The 19,748-nt window shown below is 72.0% G+C and carries 20 protein-coding genes; 12 read left to right on the top strand and 8 right to left on the bottom strand.

Annotated elements, in window-relative coordinates:
* Positions 1-1,065: a hypothetical protein gene (locus A6A25_RS16310; RefSeq protein WP_073890721.1), complete on the bottom strand. Its 1,065-nt coding sequence runs from the start codon at positions 1,063-1,065 to the stop codon at positions 1-3.
* 400 nt (positions 1,066-1,465) lie between these two features.
* Here A6A25_RS16310 and A6A25_RS43035 point away from each other — a divergent pair, with 400 nt between their 5' ends.
* Positions 1,466-2,134 carry a YbaB/EbfC family nucleoid-associated protein gene (locus tag A6A25_RS43035; RefSeq protein ID WP_073890718.1) on the top strand — a complete coding sequence of 223 codons (669 nt, stop codon included), beginning with the start codon at positions 1,466-1,468 and terminating at the stop codon, positions 2,132-2,134.
* 264 nt (positions 2,135-2,398) lie between these two features.
* On the top strand, positions 2,399-2,554 hold the full coding sequence (locus tag A6A25_RS44045; protein ID WP_158073745.1) for a hypothetical protein: 156 nt from the start codon (positions 2,399-2,401) through the stop codon (positions 2,552-2,554).
* Positions 2,555-2,617: 63 nt separating this feature from the next.
* Here the strand turns inward: A6A25_RS44045 and A6A25_RS16300 are convergent, their stop codons facing one another.
* Together A6A25_RS16300 and A6A25_RS16295 are read right to left on the bottom strand one after the other, a co-directional pair.
* Positions 2,618-3,454, bottom strand: a complete 837-nt coding sequence (locus A6A25_RS16300; protein WP_073890715.1) for an arylamine N-acetyltransferase family protein — start codon at positions 3,452-3,454, stop codon at positions 2,618-2,620.
* A gap of 123 nt (positions 3,455-3,577) precedes the next feature.
* Positions 3,578-3,838 (bottom strand): hypothetical protein, encoded by a 261-nt coding sequence (locus A6A25_RS16295; protein ID WP_073890712.1) that lies wholly within the window; start codon positions 3,836-3,838, stop codon positions 3,578-3,580.
* 339 nt (positions 3,839-4,177) lie between these two features.
* Here A6A25_RS16295 and A6A25_RS16290 point away from each other — a divergent pair, with 339 nt between their 5' ends.
* The gene (locus A6A25_RS16290) at positions 4,178-5,227 is read left to right on the top strand and encodes an aspartate-semialdehyde dehydrogenase (RefSeq protein WP_198932727.1); all 1,050 of its coding nucleotides are present in this window, start codon (positions 4,178-4,180) and stop codon (positions 5,225-5,227) included.
* A 261-nt stretch (positions 5,228-5,488) separates the two neighbouring features.
* Here A6A25_RS16290 and A6A25_RS16285 read toward each other — a convergent pair whose 3' ends face one another.
* Positions 5,489-5,671: a hypothetical protein gene (locus tag A6A25_RS16285; RefSeq protein ID WP_073890706.1), complete on the bottom strand. Its 183-nt coding sequence runs from the start codon at positions 5,669-5,671 to the stop codon at positions 5,489-5,491.
* Between the two features lie 166 nt (positions 5,672-5,837).
* Here A6A25_RS16285 and A6A25_RS16280 point away from each other — a divergent pair, with 166 nt between their 5' ends.
* From A6A25_RS16280 to A6A25_RS16240, 9 genes are all read left to right on the top strand, one after another.
* A complete protein-coding gene (locus A6A25_RS16280) occupies positions 5,838-6,878 on the top strand; it encodes a hypothetical protein (protein ID WP_083668390.1) in 1,041 nt (346 codons plus the stop codon).
* Between the two features lie 268 nt (positions 6,879-7,146).
* The gene (locus tag A6A25_RS16275) at positions 7,147-8,577 is read left to right on the top strand and encodes an aspartate aminotransferase family protein (protein WP_073890703.1); all 1,431 of its coding nucleotides are present in this window, start codon (positions 7,147-7,149) and stop codon (positions 8,575-8,577) included.
* Positions 8,574-9,656 carry an NAD-dependent epimerase/dehydratase family protein gene (locus A6A25_RS16270; protein WP_198932726.1) on the top strand — a complete coding sequence of 361 codons (1,083 nt, stop codon included), beginning with the start codon at positions 8,574-8,576 and terminating at the stop codon, positions 9,654-9,656. The genes A6A25_RS16275 and A6A25_RS16270 overlap by 4 nt, the downstream gene beginning before the upstream one ends.
* Positions 9,657-9,716: 60 nt before the next feature.
* Entirely contained in the window at positions 9,717-10,943 is a 1,227-nt protein-coding gene (locus A6A25_RS16265; RefSeq protein ID WP_073890700.1) for an endonuclease/exonuclease/phosphatase family protein, read from the top strand.
* 73 nt (positions 10,944-11,016) lie between these two features.
* A complete protein-coding gene (locus tag A6A25_RS16260) occupies positions 11,017-12,153 on the top strand; it encodes a glycosyltransferase family 4 protein (protein ID WP_073890697.1) in 1,137 nt (378 codons plus the stop codon).
* On the top strand, positions 12,150-13,127 hold the full coding sequence (locus A6A25_RS16255; protein WP_083668389.1) for a UbiA prenyltransferase family protein: 978 nt from the start codon (positions 12,150-12,152) through the stop codon (positions 13,125-13,127). The genes A6A25_RS16260 and A6A25_RS16255 overlap by 4 nt, the downstream gene beginning before the upstream one ends.
* Before the next feature lie 12 nt (positions 13,128-13,139).
* Entirely contained in the window at positions 13,140-14,144 is a 1,005-nt protein-coding gene (locus tag A6A25_RS16250; RefSeq protein WP_073890694.1) for a glycosyltransferase, read from the top strand.
* A complete protein-coding gene (locus A6A25_RS16245) occupies positions 14,141-15,130 on the top strand; it encodes a lysylphosphatidylglycerol synthase domain-containing protein (protein ID WP_073890691.1) in 990 nt (329 codons plus the stop codon). Before A6A25_RS16250 ends, A6A25_RS16245 begins: the two co-directional genes overlap by 4 nt.
* A gap of 37 nt (positions 15,131-15,167) precedes the next feature.
* Positions 15,168-16,163 carry an aldo/keto reductase gene (locus A6A25_RS16240; protein WP_073890688.1) on the top strand — a complete coding sequence of 332 codons (996 nt, stop codon included), beginning with the start codon at positions 15,168-15,170 and terminating at the stop codon, positions 16,161-16,163.
* A 119-nt stretch (positions 16,164-16,282) separates the two neighbouring features.
* Here A6A25_RS16240 and A6A25_RS16235 read toward each other — a convergent pair whose 3' ends face one another.
* Genes A6A25_RS16235 through A6A25_RS16220 form a run of 4 tightly spaced genes read right to left on the bottom strand, consistent with a single transcriptional unit; the run spans position 16,283 to position 19,505 of the window.
* The gene (locus A6A25_RS16235; RefSeq protein WP_073890685.1) at positions 16,283-17,125 is read right to left on the bottom strand and encodes a 3-hydroxyacyl-CoA dehydrogenase family protein; all 843 of its coding nucleotides are present in this window, start codon (positions 17,123-17,125) and stop codon (positions 16,283-16,285) included.
* Positions 17,122-18,153: an HAD-IIIC family phosphatase gene (locus A6A25_RS16230; protein ID WP_073890682.1), complete on the bottom strand. Its 1,032-nt coding sequence runs from the start codon at positions 18,151-18,153 to the stop codon at positions 17,122-17,124. Before A6A25_RS16230 ends, A6A25_RS16235 begins: the two co-directional genes overlap by 4 nt.
* Complete coding sequence (locus A6A25_RS16225) at positions 18,150-19,226, bottom strand: acyl-CoA dehydrogenase family protein (protein WP_073890679.1); 1,077 nt, start codon at positions 19,224-19,226, stop codon at positions 18,150-18,152. Before A6A25_RS16225 ends, A6A25_RS16230 begins: the two co-directional genes overlap by 4 nt.
* A gap of 3 nt (positions 19,227-19,229) precedes the next feature.
* Positions 19,230-19,505 (bottom strand): acyl carrier protein, encoded by a 276-nt coding sequence (locus A6A25_RS16220; protein ID WP_241828745.1) that lies wholly within the window; start codon positions 19,503-19,505, stop codon positions 19,230-19,232.
* Between the last annotated feature and the right edge of the window lie 243 nt (positions 19,506-19,748).

Genomic DNA, 19,748 nt, shown 5'->3' with positions numbered 1-19,748 from the left:
TCAGCGCTCCACGCCGAGAGCGGCGGCCAAGGCGCGGAGATCCTCGCGCAGCCGGACCTCGCCCCCGTCGTCCACGCAGCCGGTCCTGATGTCGATGTACAACGTAGTCACCTCGGGAATGTTGATCCGGACAGCCGAGTCGGCGATGTCGAGCCGGTCCCGGTAGTCGCCGGGCGCCATGCCGGCGTGTTTGCGCAGCTCGTCCTCCAGGGCTTCGGCCACGGGTTCCGGCACGTCGCGGCTGAGCAGCCGCAGGCGCAGGTCGACCACGTCGGGGGAGCGGCCGAGCAGGGTTTCGTTGGTGCGCGCGCACGGCTCGACCGACAGGTCGACCGGAACACCTGGCAGGTCGGGGTTGCGCGTGTCCGGGTTCCCGGTCAGCCGCTCGGTCACCGAACGGATCGCGTAGGAGGTGGCGTCGACCGAGTATGGACCGTCCACAGTGGACCTGTCGAGCAGCTGGATGCCGAGCAGGCCGGCGAAGAACAGCCACACCACGAGCCCCACCGCGAGGAGCCCGCCACCCACGGACAGCTTGGGTGTGAAGTCGCGCGCATAGTCCGGCCCGTCGAGGCCGGACGTCGGCGCCAGGTCGGGTCGGGCCGTCCGGACGGCGTCCAGGAACGCGCCGTGCGAGTCGACGTCCTTCCACCGCATCCGGAGCCGGTCGTCCGGCGTGTCGAGTTCCACCACCTGCCGATCGAAGGCATCGGCCCGGCGGAGGGCGACGACCACCCCGCCCAGCAGGGACAGCGGCAGCCAGAACGCCAACCAGAACCCCTTGACCGACACGTGACCGGTGCGCACCGCGGTGATCGAGTCGTACCGGACCCGCTCACGCCCCAGCACCACCGCGTCGTCCCCGAACATCGCGTAGCCGGGCCACCGCACCGCCAACCGGGCCGCGACCGCCGCGACCACGAGGTCCGCGATGGCCATGATCCAGAAGAACGGCCGTTCCGGCGTCACCGTGACACCCCAGCCGTGCCACCCCGTCAAGGCGGACGCCACCACGACCACGGTCCAGGCGCGCCCGGCGCCCGACGACAACCAGACCCGTTTCACACCGGGTCGACGTGATCGGCCGGTGTTCGGTTCCGCTCAGCCGAAAACTCTGATCACCGCTTCCGCGCGGTCCCGTTCGGTGTACAGGGACCAGGCGGTCTCGGCGAGGTCGTGAGCCGCAGCCGGTGGCGCAGCTGTCCGTTGCTTCTGACGGCGCGGGTGGCACCTCCGGTCAAGACTTCATGCCTGGTGAGCCAGGACCGCGTAAGGATCCGGTGCGGCTGCGGCGGGCGATCGTGATGCTGATGTCCGGCCAGGGCCAGGCGGTCCGGGACATCACCGCGTCGGCCACCCGCCGGACCACGTTCGTCGCGATCGAAGACCGCCCGCGGCGGCGTGGTGACCACCGACGGTGCTCGCACGTACAGGCGGGCGTGACCGGAAGGTGCCACGCTCGCTCGTGGTCGCCGCGGTGGACCGCATGCTGTGCCGCATGCCCCTGATCCACCTCGATCAAGTGGCCGCGGTGTACCGGGATGTCGCTGCGGTGCGCATGACCGCCGAATCGGCCAACCGCACGGTCGTCGCCGTCGCAGGTCCGTTCGGCGAACTGCGCGAACTGCGCATAGACCCGCGCGTCTATCGCGTTCAGGACGCCCGCCGGCTGTCCGAGGACGTCCTGGAGGCCAGTCGCGCCGCCGCGGACCGCGCCTGTCGTGCGGCGTTCGACGCCGCCAGGGTGCTCCTGCCCGAGGACGCGGAGCCGACCGGTGCCGATCTGGTCCTCGGTCCCGTGCTGCGAGAACTGGACGAGCTCGTCGCAACCGCACGTGAACGTGTCACCGTGCCGTCGGATTCACGGCCGGTCCTCGACACCGGCATCGACTACGAGGCTGAACGCCGTGACGTCGAGGCGCAGCGCGCGGTGATGCTGGAGACGCGAGGCACGGCGGATTCCGATGACGGGTTGGTCACCATCACGGTCGATGCCTGCGGCAGAGCTCGCGCTCCAGTTCGACGACTCGTTCCGCGTGCTGGCGGAATTGCGGCGGAACGACCTCGTGTCCGAACAAGCCGAGGAAGCTCTGGCGGCGGTCGAGGTGCAGCTGTCCGCGATGAGCAACGGTGACGTGTGGTCCGAGCGCTCCGTGCGCGATGCACCCGAGTGGAGGACGCTGCGCTCTCTCGCGAAGAAGGCGCTCGCGTTGCTGTGATGGCGCGTAGCCGTTGGTGCTCGACACGGGCAGCCGAAGGACTCCGACCTCACGAGCCGATCGGAATGACGGCCCGGGGAAGCAGGCGCCCACCTCCAGATTTCCATCGTCGACGACGACCCGCACCACAGCGGCTTCTCCCTGGGAGCGAGACGCGGCACGGCGGGCAGACCATCGACGTGTCCACAGTGGACGACATCGGCGCGGTGGCGTTGGCCGCCGCTCGCGGCCTCTACGAGGTGGGCTCGGCCGAGGTCGAGGAGGGCCGCGGCCCGCTGGACGACCTGGCCGCCGCGATCGCGGAGCACGAGGGACGATCGCGCTCCGGGTCCTGACGCGGTTCCGCCCGAGGAGGCGGCGGTGCCCCCCGGGCAGGCTGGTCGAGTCGTGGTGCCGCGTCAGTCCGGCAGCGAGGCGAGCACCGTCTTCAGCTCCGCGCCGGTCAGCACGACGCCGAACCGGTCGGCCAGCACGTCGCCGAACCGGTCGTCCTCGACCCGGGACTCCTCGCGGCGGCCGTCGGCGTGGCGCAGGGTCAACGCGCGGTCGTTCAGGTTGAGCCGCCAGTGCTCGGCGATCCGCTCCAGGAACACCCGGCCCACGAACGGCGAGCGCTCATGGGTCGAGATGAAGTGGTTGGCCACCACGTAGTCGATGCGGTGGTGGGCCTCCAGCGCGAACCGGTAGACCGGGAACCAGCCGTCGCCGCGCCGCAGGGACAGGCACCACGGCTGCGCGCGGTCGCGGTGCTCGGACAGCCGGTAGGTCCAGCCGGCCTGCTCGGACACGACGCCGTCGACCAACGGCACCGGGTCCAGCGGGCCGCTGTCGCCGAAGCCGACGTCGGCGAGGTAGGCCGAGCCGTCGTCCAGCTCCACGCGCAACGCCACGTGGGTGCGCGGCAACGGCTTGGGGTATTCCAGGTCCGGCCGGGCGAACAGCCGCGTGACGCGGTAGCCGAGCCGTTCCAGCAGGGTGGCGAACAGCAGGTTCTGCTCGTAGCAGTAGCCGCCGCGCCGGTTCTCGAGCAACTTCGCCTGCAGCGCGTCCAGGTCGAGGTCGACGCCGCGCCCGAGCACCACGTCCAGGTTCTCGAACGGGATGGTCAGCACCTGGGCGCGGTGCAACCGACGCAAGGTGTCCGCTGTCGGGGTGAGCGGCCCGGTGATACCGAGCCGGTAGAGGTACTTGTCGACGTCGAGCCGGTCAGACTCCCACTGGTCTTCGGTGCGCATCCCACGTCCTTACTTCGCTCAGCGACCGAGTGACTACCGTCTGCTATCGACCATAGCCAGATCCGCGGGATCGTGACGAGCGCTCACTACGGCACGCCGCTTCCGGCAGGACATCGGACCCGGTCAACGCTGTGGGAGCGGGCCGGTGCAGACGTCGACCGGGCGGAACCTCAGTCCGGGCTCGCGGTACTCCTCGATCGCGTGCACGAGCGCCGCCGGCGCCAGGTCGACGTTCGGGAACGTGCCCGCGCCGGGCGTGACCGCGTCCACCGTCGCCATCACCTCACGGGCCGCCTCGTGCTCGCGCAACGCGTCGGCCCGCGGGTCGCGTTTCCGCCGATGGGACGCGTCGAGTCCGAGTAGCCGGAACAACGGGGTTGGCATTGCGGTCCGGCGGGCTGTCGACACCGTCCGTGGGACCACGGCTATTCGACCGTGCCTGGAATTCCGGCTGTCCGAGCCATCCGGTCGCAACTGTCCTGTAGATGGACGCGACGATCGGCTGGACCGCGCGGCTCGGCCTCCGCGGTCGGTCCGGTCGGGCGCGCCGGTGCGGTGTCAGGTGCTGGTCGGACCGGTAATGGACAACGAGGACGGCTTTCCCGGGCGGCTCGGTGGCGGTTACATGATCGTCAGTCACGGGGAGTGGTCCCGGCTGGGGCACGTTCGCACCGGGAGTCACTCGGATCGAGAAGAGAGCCCATGGTGCGTTCCGCTGAGTCCTTGTCCCCTCGTCTGGTGGTGGTCGGCGCCACCGGTGCCCTCGGCTCCGCCCTGCTGGAGCTGCTCGGCCAGAGCCCTCTCGGCCACCGGGACCTGGTGCTGTGCGCCTCGTCCCGCTCGGCCGGTCGCCGGGTCGTGGTCGGGGATGAGCCGCACGAGGTGCGCCACGCCACGGCGGGTCAGGTCGGGGTCACCGGCGGGGACCTGGTCTTCCTCTGCGCCGACGAGGACGTCAGCCGCCGCTGGGGGCGCGCGGCGGGCGCGGCGGGCGCGCTGGTGATCGACCTCAGCGGAGCTTTCCACCGCGACCCGCACATCCCGCTGATCGTGCCGGAGGTCAACGGCCACCTGCTCGACCGCGACCTCGTCGACGGCCTGATCGCCAGTCCCACTCCCATGGCGACCGCGCTGGTGCGGCTGCTGCACCGCGTGCAGGAGTCCTATGGCCTGCGCCAAGTGGTGTTGAGCACCCTCCAAGCCGCCACGTGCCTGGGCTGGCAGGGCGTCGAGGAGCTGCTGGAGGGCTCGGAGCTGGCACTGCGGGACCCGGACGCCGAGTTGCCCGCCCACCGCACGTCCTCCCCGCTGGCCTTCAACGTGGTGCCGGCGGTCGGCGGGCTGCTGCACGACCACTTCACCACGGAGGAACAGCGGCTGGTCGGCGAGACCCGGCGGTTGCTGGGCCGGCCGCGGTTGAACGTCACGGCCACCTGCGTCCACGTGCCGGTGGTCAGCGGCCACTCCGCCGCGGTGCTCGTGGAGGCGGAGGTCCCCGTGCGGCGAGCGGAGCTGGTGTCGCTGCTCGCGTCCGTGCCGCGGGTGCGGGTGCACGACACCGAACCGCCGCAGGCCGCCGGGCCGACGCCGTTGACCGCGGTCGACCCCGACGTGGTGCACGTCGGTCGGGTCCGGGTCACGCCGCACGACCCGCGCGCCGTGTGGCTGTGGCTCACGTTCGACAGCCTCCGTGCGACGGGGGCGTTCAACGCGCTGCACATCGCCCGGCTGGCGCTCGCCGTCGGCAGGGCGCGGACCGGCCGGGTTCGGTAGTCCGCCGAGGCTCGACCACGAGCGGTCGGTCGACCGACCATCCACAAACGACTCGACCGACAGGACTCGCGGCCGCCCCGCGCGCAAGCACATCGGCGGATCGGACTTCGGTGAACCGCACCCTCGGGAAGGGGTGATCCGAACACCGCCTTCCGGCTGCTCGACACTCCCCCGAACGGCCCGCACCCGCCGCTCTCGTACCAGGGTACGAGCAGCGACGGGTGCGGAAAGGCGAAGGCTCTGCGGGTGGGACCCGCCCCCTCAGCGCAGGACCAGGTCGAGGTCCAGGACGCTGCTGTCCCACCTGTCGTCGCCCAGCACGGTCAACGGACCGGCGCCGGCCGCCGCGGTGCCGAGAGCCAGAACCGGTGCCAGGGCAACGATTGCGGTGGCGAGGATGAGACCAGCGAACCGACCGAACGGCAGATACCCCAGGTGTGTCATCTCATCTCCAGTGATACCGGATGTCCCGCGGTGCCGGGATACCCGGCACACGTCCAAGCCTGGCAGCGATTTCGCGCGAGTCCGAGTGATCACCGGTGGCCTATGCTGGAGTGGCAACAAGTGGAAACCGCGTGATCCGCCGTGTCGCGTCAGGAGACCGAGCCGTTTGGACGAGCAGCCGTGGTCGGACGAGCAGTCGTTGCTGGACGATCTCGCGATGGACGCCTACCGGGCCGGTGTGCGGGCCGGTGTCTTCGTCGATGAACAGATCGCGGCCGAGCTCGGCGCGGAACCGGCGATGGTGACCAAGGCCCGCGAGCGGCTCCAGGAGTTGTGCCTGCTCAGCGAGCCGGCGGTGGGCCACCCGGCGGTGCCCTTGGACCCGGAGATCGTCGAGGCCGAACTCGTGTCCCGGCTGGAGGTGTCGATCTCCAGGCAGCGCCGCCAGGTCTCCCGGATACACCGCCAGCTGCGCTCGCTGTCCGGCGTGTACCGCTCGACCGAGCGCCACCCGCAGCAGAACGTCCCGATCCGCGTGCTGGACAGCGCGGCGGACGTGCAACGCGAGCTCGACCTCGCCCGGCACCGCTGCACGCAGGAGCGGATGGCGTTGCAGCCCGGCGGTGGCCGCGCGGCCCACCTGCTCCAGGAAGACCTCATCCACACCCAGGAGCTGCTGCGCCGCGGCGTGCGGATCCGGACGCTCTACCAGCACACGGCCCGGGCCAGCATGGCCACCCGGGCCTACGCGAAGCGGGTCAACGACGCAGGTGGCGAGGTGCGCACCGCGGAGGAGCTGACCGAGCGGCTGATCATCTACGACCGGCGCATCGCGTTCGTGCCCAAGGAACGCCGCGGGCAGGAGGCACCGGGTGCGGCGGTGGTCACCGACCCGACGCTCGTGGCCTACCTGTGCCGCTCCTTCGAGGCCGCCTGGCAGGTCGGCCAGCCCTTCCCCGAGGCGGACCCGGTCGAGGACAGCCAACAGGTCGGCTCCGAGCTGCGCGCCTCGATCCTGCGGTTGATGGGCATGGGCCTCAAGGACGAGGTGATCGCGCGCCGGCTGGGCATGGCCACGCGCACCTGCCGCCGTTACATCTCGACCTTGATGGACGAGCTCGGTGCCAGCAGCCGGTTCCAGGCCGGGCTGCTGGTGGGTCGCCGGGAGGCGGCGGCCAACCGGGACGACACGCCGTCCGGTCCCTGATCCGTCGTCATCCACCGCCGGACCGCCGCGGAAAAGCGAATGTCCGAGCGGTTCACGCACCCCTTCGACAGCCTGGTCGCGCGCTGTCCACTTCCGGCCGGACCACCTGCTGACGTCCGCCGCCCCTCGAAATGCCGGCACGCCCGTGCGAGCTTGTGTCGCGAGATCGCCGAGCCGGTGAGCGTCCCGGCTACTGGGAGCGGTCCCACACGGTGCCCTGCTGCCCTCACCGGGCGCAGGTGCCCATCCGTCCCCGAGGAGAGAACCGATGGCAGACCTGATCGGCCTGGACGAGGCCGAGCGCCTGGGCGTCGACGCCGTCCACGACCTCTACCGCCGGTACATCAACAAGAGCCAGGTCCGGCTGATGACCTCCTTCGGCTTCGGCCGGGAGCTGGTCGACCGCGCCGAGGGCGCGTACGTGTGGACCAAGGACGGGCGTCGCATCCTGGACTTCACCGGCGGCGTCGGGGTGCTCAACCACGGCCACAACCACCCCCGCATCCTCGCCGCCCGCCGTCGCTTCCAGGAGCAGCAGCGGATGGAGGTGCACAAGACCTACTTCTCCCCCTACCTCGCCGCACTGGGCCACAACCTGGCCCAGCTGCTGCCGGGTGACCTGAACCGGTCGTTCCTGCCCAACTCCGGCGCGGAGGCGGTGGAAGGCGCGGTCAAGCTCGCCTACAAGTACCACCAGGGGCGGCGCAACACGATCCTGCGCTCCGACATCAGCTTCCACGGCAAGCTGCTCGGTTCCGGCGGCCTGACCGGCAGCACGCAGAACCACTTCGCCTTCCCGACGATCCCGGGCATCCGCACCTTCGCCTACGGCGACCTGGACTCGGTGCGGCAGGCGCTGGCCGAGGCGCGTGACGCCAACGGGCGCAGCGACGTGTACGCGCTGCTGATCGAGCCGTTCAGCGCCTCCACCATCCGCTGGTGCTCGGAGGAGTTCCTGCGGGGGCTGCGGGAGCTGTGCACGGCCGAGGACATCGTGCTGATCTTCGACGAGATCTACACCGGGTGGGGCAAGACCGGGAGCCTGTTCTACTTCACCCGCTACGAGGGCCTCGTCCCCGACGTGGTGACGACGTCGAAGTCGTTCGGCGGCGGCAAGTCGTCCATCTCGGCGTACGTGGCGCGGGACCCGATCTTCGCGCGCGCCTACGACAACATGACCGACGCGATGATGCAGTCCACCTCGACCACCTACTACGGCTTCGGCGAGGAGGCGGCGACCGCACTGGAGGCGGTCGCGGTCGCCGTGGACGAGGACTTCCCGGCCCGGGCGCGGGCGATCGAGGAGGTGCTGCGGCCCGGCCTGGAGCGCATCCACAAGACCTACCCCGACCTCATCACGGAGGTGGCGGGCGCCGGTGCGCTGCACGGGGTGTTCCTCTCCGGCGGGCCGAAGGTGCTCGACCTGGTGGGCAAGCTGCCGGTCGGCGGACCGGCGAAGGACCCCCTGATCCGCACGAAGATCATCACCGCGGCGGTGATCGACGCCCTCTACCGCGAGCACGACATCTACACCTACAACACGCTCAACGGACGCAGCCCCCTGGTCGTCGCGCCGCCGTTGGTGGCGGGCGCCGAGGAGTGCGAGCGTTTCCTCGACGCCTTCGAGGCCACGTTGGAGCAGGGCATGGGCCGGCTGGTGCGGCGCTTCGTGCGGGAGCGGGTGAGCTCGCTGTGGTGAACGGGCACGACGACGGCACGGCGGCGCTGCCCGCCCGGATCGCGGTCACCGGTGCGGCCGGTGTCCTGGGCTCGCACCTGGTGAGCCGGCTGCGCGCGGAGGGCGTGGAGGTGCGCGCCTTCGACCTCAGGCCGATCGAGCCGGCCCCGGGTCTCATGCCGTTCACGGGCGACATCCGCGACCCGCGGGCCGTGGCCGAGGCGGTGGCCGGCGCGGACGCCCTGGTGCACTGCGCGTCCGCGCTGCCCAGCTACCCGGCGGCCGACATCCGCTCGATCGTCGTGGAGGGCACCGGCACGGTGCTGGAGGCCGCCCACGCCGCGCGGGTACCGCGGGTGCTGCACGTGTCGTCCACCGCCGTCTACGGCCTGCCGAAGCTGGTGCCCACCCCCGAGGACCACCCGCGGGAGCCGGTGGACACCTACAGCCGCAGCAAGGCCGAAGCCGAGGTGATCGCGGAACGGCACCGGGCCGCGGGGATGCTGCTGCCGGTGCTGCGGCCCAAGACGTTCCTCGGACCGGGCCGGATGGGCCTGTTCGACATGCTCTACCAGTGGGCCGAGGAGGGCCGCAACTTCCCGGTCCTGGGCCGCGGTGACGTGCGCATCCAGATGCTGGCGCTGTCGGACCTGGTGGAAGCGGTGCGCACCGTGCTGGTGGCGCCCGCCGAACAGGTCAACGACACGTTCAACGTGGGCGCCGCCGAGTTCGGCACGCTGCGCGAGGACTTCCAGGTCGTGCTGGACGCGGCCGGGCACGGCAAGCGCGTCAAGTCCATCCCGGGCCGTCCGGCGGTGGCGGTGCTGCGCGCGCTGGAGCGCACCGGCATGTCACCCGTCTACGGCCGGTTGCTGTTCAAGCTGCTCGCCGACTCCTACGTCAGCGTGGACAAGATCCGCGAGCGGCTCGGCTTCGTCCCGAAGCTGTCCAACCAGGACGCGATCCTGCAGACCTACGCGTGGTGGCGCGAGGCGCGGGCCAGGACGGCGGGTGCGCCGGCCGCCGGTCGCGGCACCGGCCGGACCAGCCAGGAACCCTGGCGGCAGGGTGCGCTGAAGCTGGCCAAGGTCTTCTTCTGATCGTCCGACCCTCGCGGGCTCGACGGCCCTCACCACTCCGCCGAAGGAGGCGATACAGGCATGCCCACGACCAACCCGGCCGTGTTCGGACGGCCGTCACCGACCGGGGAACCGGAAACCGATGAGCGCGCGGGACCGGAGGTCGTCGGTGAACGAGGCCGGTCGGACGGGACCGGGAACGCCGACGGCACCGCGACGACCGCCGAGGCGGCGGGAGGGCGGCGTTGGTGCATGGGCACCAGGTTGGTCGTGGCGGCCGCCGCTGTCTGGTCCGCGTTCCTGGTCCTGCACGTGGTGCTGACCGGCCGCTGGTGGGTGTGGTTCCTGGTCGAGGCCGTGCCGCCGGTGGTGTTCCCCGCGGTGCCCGCCCTGCTCCTGCTCGTCGTGCCACTGGCGCGCCCGGTCCGCCGGTGGCTCGCACCCCTGCTCGTGGTGCTGCTGGTGGCAGGCGGGTACCTGGCCGGCGTCGGCCCCGGCTGGCGGGGCGCCGCGGCACCCGCCGGGCCGGGTGACGCCGAGGTGTCGGTCGTCTCGTGGAACACCGACTACTGGGAGATGGACGACGATCCGACGGCCTTCTACGCGTACCTGCGCGGCAAGGACGCCGACGTCTACCTCCTGCAGGAATACCTGCACTGGGAGGGCGAGGGCCCGATCCACATCGACCGGCTGGCACGGCTGCGCGAGGAGTTCCCCGGCTACGAGGTCGTGGTCGAGGGGGAACTGATCACGCTCTCCCGGCTTCCGGTGGTGGCCGTCCACTCCCGTCCCACGCCTGCGACCGACAACGGCTGGTACTGGCAGGGCGCCAAGGCGCAGCGCACCGACCTGCGGGTCGGCCCCGACCGGGTCCTGTCGGTCTACAACGTCCACCTGCCCGTGCCGTTCCGGGTCGGCGACAACCCGCTGTCGAGCCGGTTCTGGACCTTCCTGGCCGGCCAGCACGACTGGTGGACCCGCGAGCTGGACGAGCTGCGGTCGGACGTCGCGGCCAACCCGAACCCCGTCGTCGTGGCCGGGGACTTCAACTCGCCGTGGCTGGGCAGCCTGATCCGGATCGGTGACACCACGGCGCACTCACCCGGCGAGGGCCCGCTGCCCTCCTTCTCCTGGCCCCTCGCCGACTACGCCGTGCCCCGCGTGTGGCGGCTGGACTGGCTGTTCACCACCGGCGGGCTGTCCGTGCCGCGGTACCGGTTCACCGACAGCGCGGGCTTCTCCGACCACGCCGCCCAGGAGTTCACCGTCGTCGTCCCCGGCGCCGAGCAGGCACCCCACGGCGGCTGACGGACCACCGCACCCAACCCGAACGCCCATCCACCCGTGCACACACCCGACGTACCGAGAGAGGGACCTCCCCATGCGGCTACCCGACAGGTTCGACGTCACGGTGATGTTGGACTACTACGCGCCTTACGTCTCCGGGCTCACCGAGGCGGCCCGGCTCACCGCTGAAGGCCTCGCCGCGCGCGGCTGGAAGGTCGCCGTGGCCTGCGCCCGGCACCACCGCTCCCTGCCGACCCACGAGGTGATCAACGGCGTCCACGTGTTCCGGGCGCCCGTCCTGGCCCGCGTCAGCCGCGGCTTCCTCGCACCCCACCTGCCGCTGCTCGCGTCCCGCCTGGCCGCCCGCTCCGACCTGCTCCACATGCACCTGCCCAATCCGGAGGCCGCGTTCGTCGCCGGGCTGCGGCGCGGGACACCACTGGTGGTCACCTACCACATCGACACGTTCCTGCCGGACAGCCCGATCAACCGGTTCGGGATGCGCGTGGTCGACGCCTCCTGCGCCGCCGCGATCCGCCGTGCCGACCTGGTCATCACCAACAGCGAGGACCAGGCGCGCGGTTCCCGGATCTGGCCGGTGATCCAGCGCCGAGCGCTGCGCCCCATCCCGTCGCCGTGCGTGGACCGCAACGGCGGCAGCCCGCGGATGCGCGACGGCGACGGCCTGCACATCGGCTTCATGGGCCGCATCACCGTCGACAAGGGCATCGAATACCTGATCCGCGCGTTCCGCGGCATCGACGACCCCGCCGCCCGACTGCTGATCGCGGGCGACCACACCACCGTCGCCGGCGGCAGCAACATCGCGCAGCTGCGCGAAGAGGCCGGTGGCGATCCGCGCATCCGCTTCACCGGGCTGCTGCGCGGCGAGCAGGTCCGCGACTTCTACGCCTCGATCGACGTCTTCGCCCTGCCCTCGATCTCCGAGTCCTTCGGCATCGTGCAGGTCGAGGCGATGATGGCGGGCAAGCCGTCGGTCACCACCAACCTGCCCGGCTCCCGCTACCCGGTCGAGGTGACCGGTTTCGGTCGCCTGGTGCCGCCCCGCGACCCGGCGGCGCTGCGGGAGTCGCTGCTGGAGATGGCGGCGCTGCCGGCCGAGGACCGGCAGGCCGGGCAGGAGGCGGCCACGAAGCTGTTCGGCGGCGAGGCGTTCCTCGACGCCCACGAAGAGGCGTACCGCGCCGTCCTGCTGGGAGCCCGGTCATGACCACCACACCCCCGCCCCTGCTCACGCCCTACCGCATCGGTGGTCAGGAGCACCGGCCGCGGCGGGACGAGCCGGTCATCGCCGTCACCGACGCCCCCCGGTCGCGGCTGCGGGCCGGGCTCGCGCTCCTGCGGCCACGCCAGTGGGTCAAGAACGTCTTCGTGCTGATCGCGCCGCTCGCCGTCGACCCGGCGGCGATCACCCGGCACCCGTGGCTGCTGACGGTCGCGCTGGTGGCGTTCATCGCCGCGTCGAGCACGGTCTACGTGCTCAACGACTGGCTGGACCGGGGCCGGGACCGGCTGCACGCCACCAAGCGGCACCGGCCCATCGCCAGCGGCCGGATCGGACCGGTCGGAGCGCTGCTGCTGGGCTCCGGGTGCCTGGCCGTGCTCGGCGCGGCAGCCCTGGTCCTGCCACCGGCGGCGCGCCTGGCCGTGGCCGCCTACCTCGTGCTGAACCTGCTGTACTGCCTGGCGCTCAAGCACCACGCGTTGGTGGACATCAGCTCGGTGGCCCTGGGGTTCGTGCTGCGCGCGGTGGCCGGCTGCCTGGCCGTGGACGCGCCGCTCAGCCCGACGTTGATCGTCTGCGTCTACTGCGTCTGCCTGCTGCTGTCGCTGGGCAAGCGCCGGCACGAGCTGGTGGCGGTCACGCGGGCCGGTGAGGCCACGGCAACCCGTCCCGCGCTGGCGGGCTACTCCGTGCCGCTGCTGGACCAGCTGATGGCCGTGCTGGTCGCGTCCACGCTGATCAGCTACCTGCTGTGGCTGCTGGAATCCGTCCGTCACGAGAGTGCCGCGCTCGCCGTGCTGACCCTGCCCTTCGCGGTGTACGCGCTGGCCCGCTACCTCCAGCTGGTCACGGTGGGCCGCGGCGGTGGCGAACCGGGACGGGACCTGCTGCGGGACCGGCCGCTGCTGATCACCGCCGCGCTGTGGCTGCTGGGCCTGGCCGCCGGCCGACTGTTCTGAGGTGGTGCCGCCATGTCACCGACCGTCTCGGTCATCATCCCCAACTACAACTACGCGCGGACGCTGCGCCAGTGCCTGCGGGCCGTGTTCGACCAGACCTACCCGAAGATCGAGGTCGTGGTCGTGGACGACGGCAGCACCGACGACTCGCCCCGCATCGCCGCGGAGTTCCCCTGCACGCTGGTGCGCACCGCCAACGCCGGGGTCTCGGCGGCCCGCAACACCGGGGTGCGGCACAGCACCGGCGAGATCCTGTTCTTCCTCGACTCCGACATCGCCCTCGCGCCGGAGGCGGTGGAACGGGCCGTCCGGCTGATCGCGGCCGATCCCCGGATCGGCTTCGTCGGCGGCATCTACGACAAGGAACCACTGATCGACGACGGCGCGGTGGAGCGGTACAAGGTGCTGCACGGCCACTTCTGGCGGGTGCGCAACGCCGGTGAGGCACGGGTGTGCAACTTCTCGCTCGGCGCGATGCGCCGGGAGACCTTCGAGCTGGCCGGGCCGCTGGACACCAGTCTGAGGGCCACCGAGGACGTGGAGTACGGGGCGCGGCTGGCGGCGATGTCGACCGTGTTGATCGACGCGACCATCCTGGGTCGCCATGACGACGACGACCGGCTGCGGGTGCTGCTGGGCAAGCAGTACCGCCGGTCGGTGCCGCTGGTGGCGCTGTTCGCCGACCGGCGGCGGGCCAGGCCCAAGCTCACCGACACCGCCTACCGGCCGCGCGCGGTCGCCGGCACCGGCCTGGTCCTGGCCGGTCTGGCCGGGGCGGCGCCGTGGCCGGTGGCGGGCGCGGTGACGGCGGTGGTCGGGGCGGCGCTGTTCGTCGTGGAGGAACGGCGGTTGCTGCGCTTCCTGCGTGCCTCGGCCGGGCTGCGGCAGTTCCCGGTGATGGCGGGTCTGCACCTGCTGATGAACGCCGCCACCGGCTTCGCCGCCCTGCTCGGCGCCGCCCGTTGGGCGTGCTCACCGACGTTCCGGCGGCTCTACGCGAACGGGGGTGGGGCGTGAACGGCACAACCGGCCTGACCGCCGATCCCCCACGACCGCGAGCCCTGGCCGCCGTGTCGGCCCTCGGCGCGTTCTTCCGCCGCCCGTGGGTGCGCCGGGCCACCACCGCGCTGGTCGTGCTGCTGTGCGCGGCGTTCCTGGTGCGTTCCCTGGCCGCCGACCGCGAGGCCGCGGGTGCCGCGCTGGAGCGCCTCGGCCCGTGGCTGCTGCCGGCGCTCGCCGTGGCGGTGGTCGGGCTGTGGATCACCGCGCTGTCCTGGCGGGAACCGGTGCAGGCGCTGTCCCGGCCGTTGGGCCGGGTGGCGGCCGTGCAGCTGTTCGCGGCCGGCAGCCTGGGCAAGTACGTGCCGGGCGTGATGTGGTCGATCGTCCTGCAGGCCCGGCTGGCGGCGGCCAGGGGAATCACGGTCTTCCACTTCACCGCGGCCTTCGGGCTGTACGCCGCTGTCTCGTTGGCCACCGGCGGTGCGCTGGGGTTGCCCACGCTGCTGCGCTACGCCCACGGCGGCGCCACGGCGCTGGCCGCGGCCGTGCCGGCCCTGGTGGGGCTGCTGGTGATGCCGTGGCTGCTGGCGGCCGCGGTGCGCCTGCTGCGATCGGTGCCCGCGCTGGCCCGGCGGCTGGCCGTGGTCCCGGCGGACGTGCTGCGCCGCGCGGTGTGGCTCTGCGCGGTGTCGTGGGTGGTGACCGGGCTGCACCTGTGGCTGCTGGTCGTCGCCCTGGGCGCGGATCCGGTGGCCGCGCTGCTGCCGTGCGTGGGTGGTTTCGCGCTGGCGACGTCGGTGGCCAGCCTGGTCGTGGTGGTGCCGGACGGCATCGGGGTGCGCGAGGCGCTGCTCGCCGTCTCGCTGGCCTCCCTGCTGCCGGCGCCGGAAGCGGTGGCCGCGGCGGCGGCCAGCCGGCTCGTGCTCGCCGCCGCGGACGTGCTCGCCTTCGGCTACGGCAGCCTCACCACCCGCCGCGCCCGTAACCTCGACCCGGCGTGACCGGACCGCTCGATTCCAGTAACCGGAAAGGATGCACATGCTCACCAGCGCCTACGGCGAGAAGGTACTGACCCGGCTGCGCGAGACCAGGGTCGCGCTCGGCACCATGTACTTCGGCACGACCGTGGACGAGGCCACCTCGCGCGCCATCCTGGACCGCTTCGTCGAGCGCGGCGGTCGGTTGATCGACACCGCCAACTGCTACGCGTTCTGGGTACCCGGCGGCACCGGCGAGGAGTCCGAGCGGGTCATCGGCCGCTGGCTCTCGGACACGGGTTCGCGCGACGAGGTGCTGCTGACCACGAAGGTCGGCTGCCTGCCCGACCCGCTCGACGGGCCGTTCCCGGAGTCCGCCGAAGGGCTCGCCCCGGCCGTCATCCACCGGCAGTTCGAGCTGAGCGCGGAACGGCTCGGCACGGACCGCGTCGACGTCTACCTCACCCACGCCGACGACCCGAAGACCCCGCTGTCCGAGACCGCCCAGGCACTGTCCGAGCTGGTCCGGGACGGCCGCGTCGGCGTGGTCGGTGCGAGCAACTCGGCGCCCGACCGGCTGCGCGAGGCCACCGACCTGGCCGCGGACGACGCGATCGCCGCACCGCGGGTGATCCAGGTCCGGCACTCCTACCTGTGGTCGGACCCGGCGGCCGACATCCGCCCGCAGCGTCCGCTCGACCTGGAGATGCTGGCGCACGCGCGCGAGCACGGCATCGTCGTGCAGGGCTACTCGCCGCTGTTGCAGGGTGCCCTGACCCGGCCCGACAAGCCGTTGGCGCGGGAGTACCTCGGTGAGGAGAACGAGCGCCGCCTCGCGACCCTGCGCGAGCAGGCCGAGCGGCTCGGCATCACCGCCAACCAGCTCGTGCTGGCCTGGATGGCGGGTGACGAGACCCCGGTGGTGCCGGTGCTGGGCGTGAGCAGCGTGGCGCAGCTCGACGAGGCACTGGACGGCCTCGAATTCGACCTCCCGGCCGATGCCCGTGCAGCCCTCGACGCGCAGGCGCCGCTGCGCGTCGCCGCCACGACCGTGTGAACCGACCACCACCGGGATGCCGTCGGGCTGGTGCCCGCAGCACCACCCGACGGCCCGGCGGACGACGTCCTGGACGCCGCGGCCTCGCTCGAAGCACGCAGCGAGCACCCCTGACCTGATCAGAGCCGCCAGGCGTGAAAACCCCGGCCCGACTTCTTGCCCAGCCGACCGGACTCGACCATTTCCGTCAGCAGCGGGCACGGGGTGTAGACCGGGTCGTCCAACAGCTCGCGCAGCACCAGCAGGGTGTCCCGGATGGTGTCCAGGCCGATGAGGTCGGCGGTGCGCAGGGGACCCATCTGGTGGGCGAAGCAGGATACGAAGACCTCGTCCACGGTGGCCGCGGGGGCGGTGCCCTCCGCCACCACCTTCACCGCCTCGTTGATGGCCAGCATCAGCACCCGGTTGGTCACGAACCCCGGCGCGTCCGCCACCACGATCGCCTTCTTGCCCAGCGACGACAGCACCTCGGCCGTGCGCGCCATCGCCGCGTCCGAGGTCTTCGGGCCGCGCACGACCTCGACGGACTCCTTCAGCGGCGCCGGGTTCATGAAGTGGGTGGCCAGCACGCGGTCCGGTCGGGTCGTGGCGGCCGCCAGCACACCGACCGGGATCGCCGACGTGCACGACGCCAGCACGGTGTCCGGCCCGCACAGGCGGTCCAGCGCCGCGAACAGCTCCTCCTTCACCGCGATCCGCTCCGGGCCGCACTCCACGACGAACCCGCTCCCGGCGAGCGCGTCGAGGTCGGCGGTCCAGCCCACCCTGTCCGGCACCCCGGCCGGATCGCCCGGCGCCGGTCCGAACAGCACCTGGAGCCGCAGGCCGTCGCGCACCCGGCCCGGTCCGGCGGCCAGTGCCGCCGGGTCCGGGTCGACCACGACCACCTCGTGCCCGGCCGCGGCGAAGCACTGCGCCACACCGGTGCCCATCACCCCGGCGCCCACCACACCGACCTTCACCGCCGCCTCCCGTCGACCAGCCGCACGTGCGCGGGAACGGGCAACGGCTCGGGCGACGTCCGCGCCAGCAGCATCCGGTCGCCGTCCCGCTCCACCACCTCGAACCCGGCGAACCGCAGCGTCACCAGCATCACCTGGTTGACCGGCGTGCGCAGGAAGCGCGCCACCGGCCGCCGTCCCCGCTCCACCGCGTCGCGCACGATGTCGCCCAGCAGCACCGAACCCACACCGCGCGACATCACCCGGCACGACATGAGCAGCAGTTCCAGCACCGAGTCGCCCCCGACGTGCGCCACGACCGCGAGCCCGATCGTGCCGTAGTCGCCGAACCGGTCCCGCAGCCGTGCGACGAGCACTTCGTGCTCCGGTGAGGCGCACAACGCCCGCAGCTCGTCCACGTCGTAGGTGATCCCCGTGGTGTTGAGCTGGTGCGTGCGCACGGTCAGCTCCCGCGCGCGATCGAGGTCGGCGTCGGTGGCGGGCACGACGGTCAGCTCCAGGTCGAGCGAGGCCAAGAACTCCGCCGCCGACCCGTCGAACCGCTGCTCCGCCTCCGCGCGGTCCCGTTCGGTCAGGTAGGACTCGCGCCGCCGACGTGACTCGGCCGTCACCGTGCCAGGGTGGAACTCCGGCAGCGACGCCAACGCGCCCACCTGCTCGGCCGGGTAGCAGCGCACCTGCGGCAGCGCCGCGGCGACCTCCGCCCGTTCCACCGCGTCGTTGTCGGTGAACGCGATGGTGTCCAGCCCGAGGTTGAGCCCGTGCGCGATCCGCCGCACCGCCTCGGACTTCGGACCCCAGCCGACCTCCAGCGCGCAGAACATCCGGTCCAGGCCGTGCTCGGCGAGGTGCGCCAACGCCACGTCGCGGTCACCGCGGCTGGCCACCGCGTGCAGGATTCCCCGCTCGTCCAACGCCTTGAGCGCCGCCACCGCCTCCGGTCGTGGCACGGGACGGTCGCCTTCGAGCACCACGCCGTCCCACAACGTGTCGTCCAAGTCCCAGACCAGGACCTTCACCACCGTCACGACCCACCCCGCAACGCATAGCCGCCCAGGTGCTGCTCGGCCACCTCGTCGGCGCCTTCGATGATCCGCATGACCGCCGCGTCCCGGTGGAACCGGCCCACCGCGCTGTCCGGCGCGATCCCCGCCGCGCCGTGCAGCCGCACGGCGTGCTCGGCGACCACCGAAGCGGCCCGTGCCGCGCCGTACTTGGCCAGCACGGTCTCCACCAACGCCTCCGCGGCGCCGCTCTCGCGCAGCGCCGTGGCGTGCGCGCAGAGCTGCCAGGCGGCCCGCGTCTCCACCAGGCACCGACCCAGCACCGCGCGCACGGACTGGTGCGTGGACAGCGCCGTGCCGCCCTGCGTCCTGGCCGCGACGTGGGCGACCGTGAGGTCCAGGCAGGCACGGGCCAGGCCCGCGCATCCCCATGCCACGGTGAACCGCCCGTGGTCCAGCGCCGTGCCGACCACGTGCGACAGGCCGAAACCGGGTGGCGCCAGCACTTCCGCCACCGGCACGTCGTCGAAGCGCACGTGCGCGATACGCGCCGCGCGCATCCCCAACTGCCCGGTCACCGGTTGCGCCGACACCCCCGGCTGCCGGGCGTCCACGAGCACCACCACCGGCCGGCCGTTTTGCGTGGCCAGCACCAAGAGCACGTCCGCCACCGCACCGAAGGTCACCCACAGCTTCTGCCCGCGCACCCGGCCGGCGTCGAGCACCGTGCTCACCGCGGCCAGGTCGCTGCCCGCGCTCGCCTCGGTGGCCGCGAACCCGGCCAGCACCTCACCGGAGGTCAACGCGGGCAGCCAGCGGTCGCGTTGCCCGGCGTCACCCCAGCGCAGCACCGCGGCGGCCACCATGCCCTGCACGGTGACCAGGCCGCGCAGCGCGCTGCACACGCCACCGAAGTCCGCGCACAGCCGTCCCACCTCGGTCGGCGACCAGCCCTGGCCCCCGTACCGCACGGGCACGTCGGCGGCCAGGAACCCGGCCTCCGCCACCGCCCGCACGACCTCGGCGGGCACACCGCCCGCCCGGTCCCACTCGGCCGCGTCCGCGCGCACCGACTCGGCGAAAGCCACGTGGTCCACGGATCACCGGGCCGCCGCGAGTTTGCCGCGGACGAACGCGGCTATTCGGTTCATGGTCCGGAAGTGGTCCAGGTCGAGATCTTCGACGTCCACCTGGATGGCGAAGCTCTTTTCCACGTAGGTCACCAGTTCGAGGGCGAGCAGTGAGTTCACCAGACCGAGCGCGAAATAGTCTTGATCTGGTTCCAACTGACTTTCCGGCAGTGCCGAGACGAAGAACGCACGTATCCGCTCGACGATCGGGCCGAGGTCGTCGTCCACGCCGAAGTCGCTGGCCACATGACCTCCTCCGGTGAAGTCCAAGGCAACGTAACACGGTCCGGCAGCCGTGGCGACCACCGTTTCGACATTCGGGATACGACCCGCTCCGAGGCGTGGTTCGGCTTACCGAATGGTATTCCACCGATCGGCGGTTGCCCCTGTCGGATAGCGCTGGAAACGTCGGTGCTCCCGTTGTTGCGTTCGATGACGATATCCGGAGTCGACTGGCGGAATTGCGCATGGATGTCGATCACTTGTCGG

The organism is Saccharothrix sp. CB00851 (genome assembly GCF_001905065.1).
Taxonomy (GTDB): Bacteria; Actinomycetota; Actinomycetes; order Mycobacteriales; family Pseudonocardiaceae; genus Actinosynnema.
Note: the sequence above shows the minus strand (reverse complement) of the source record. Positions and strands in the feature narration are given on the sequence as shown.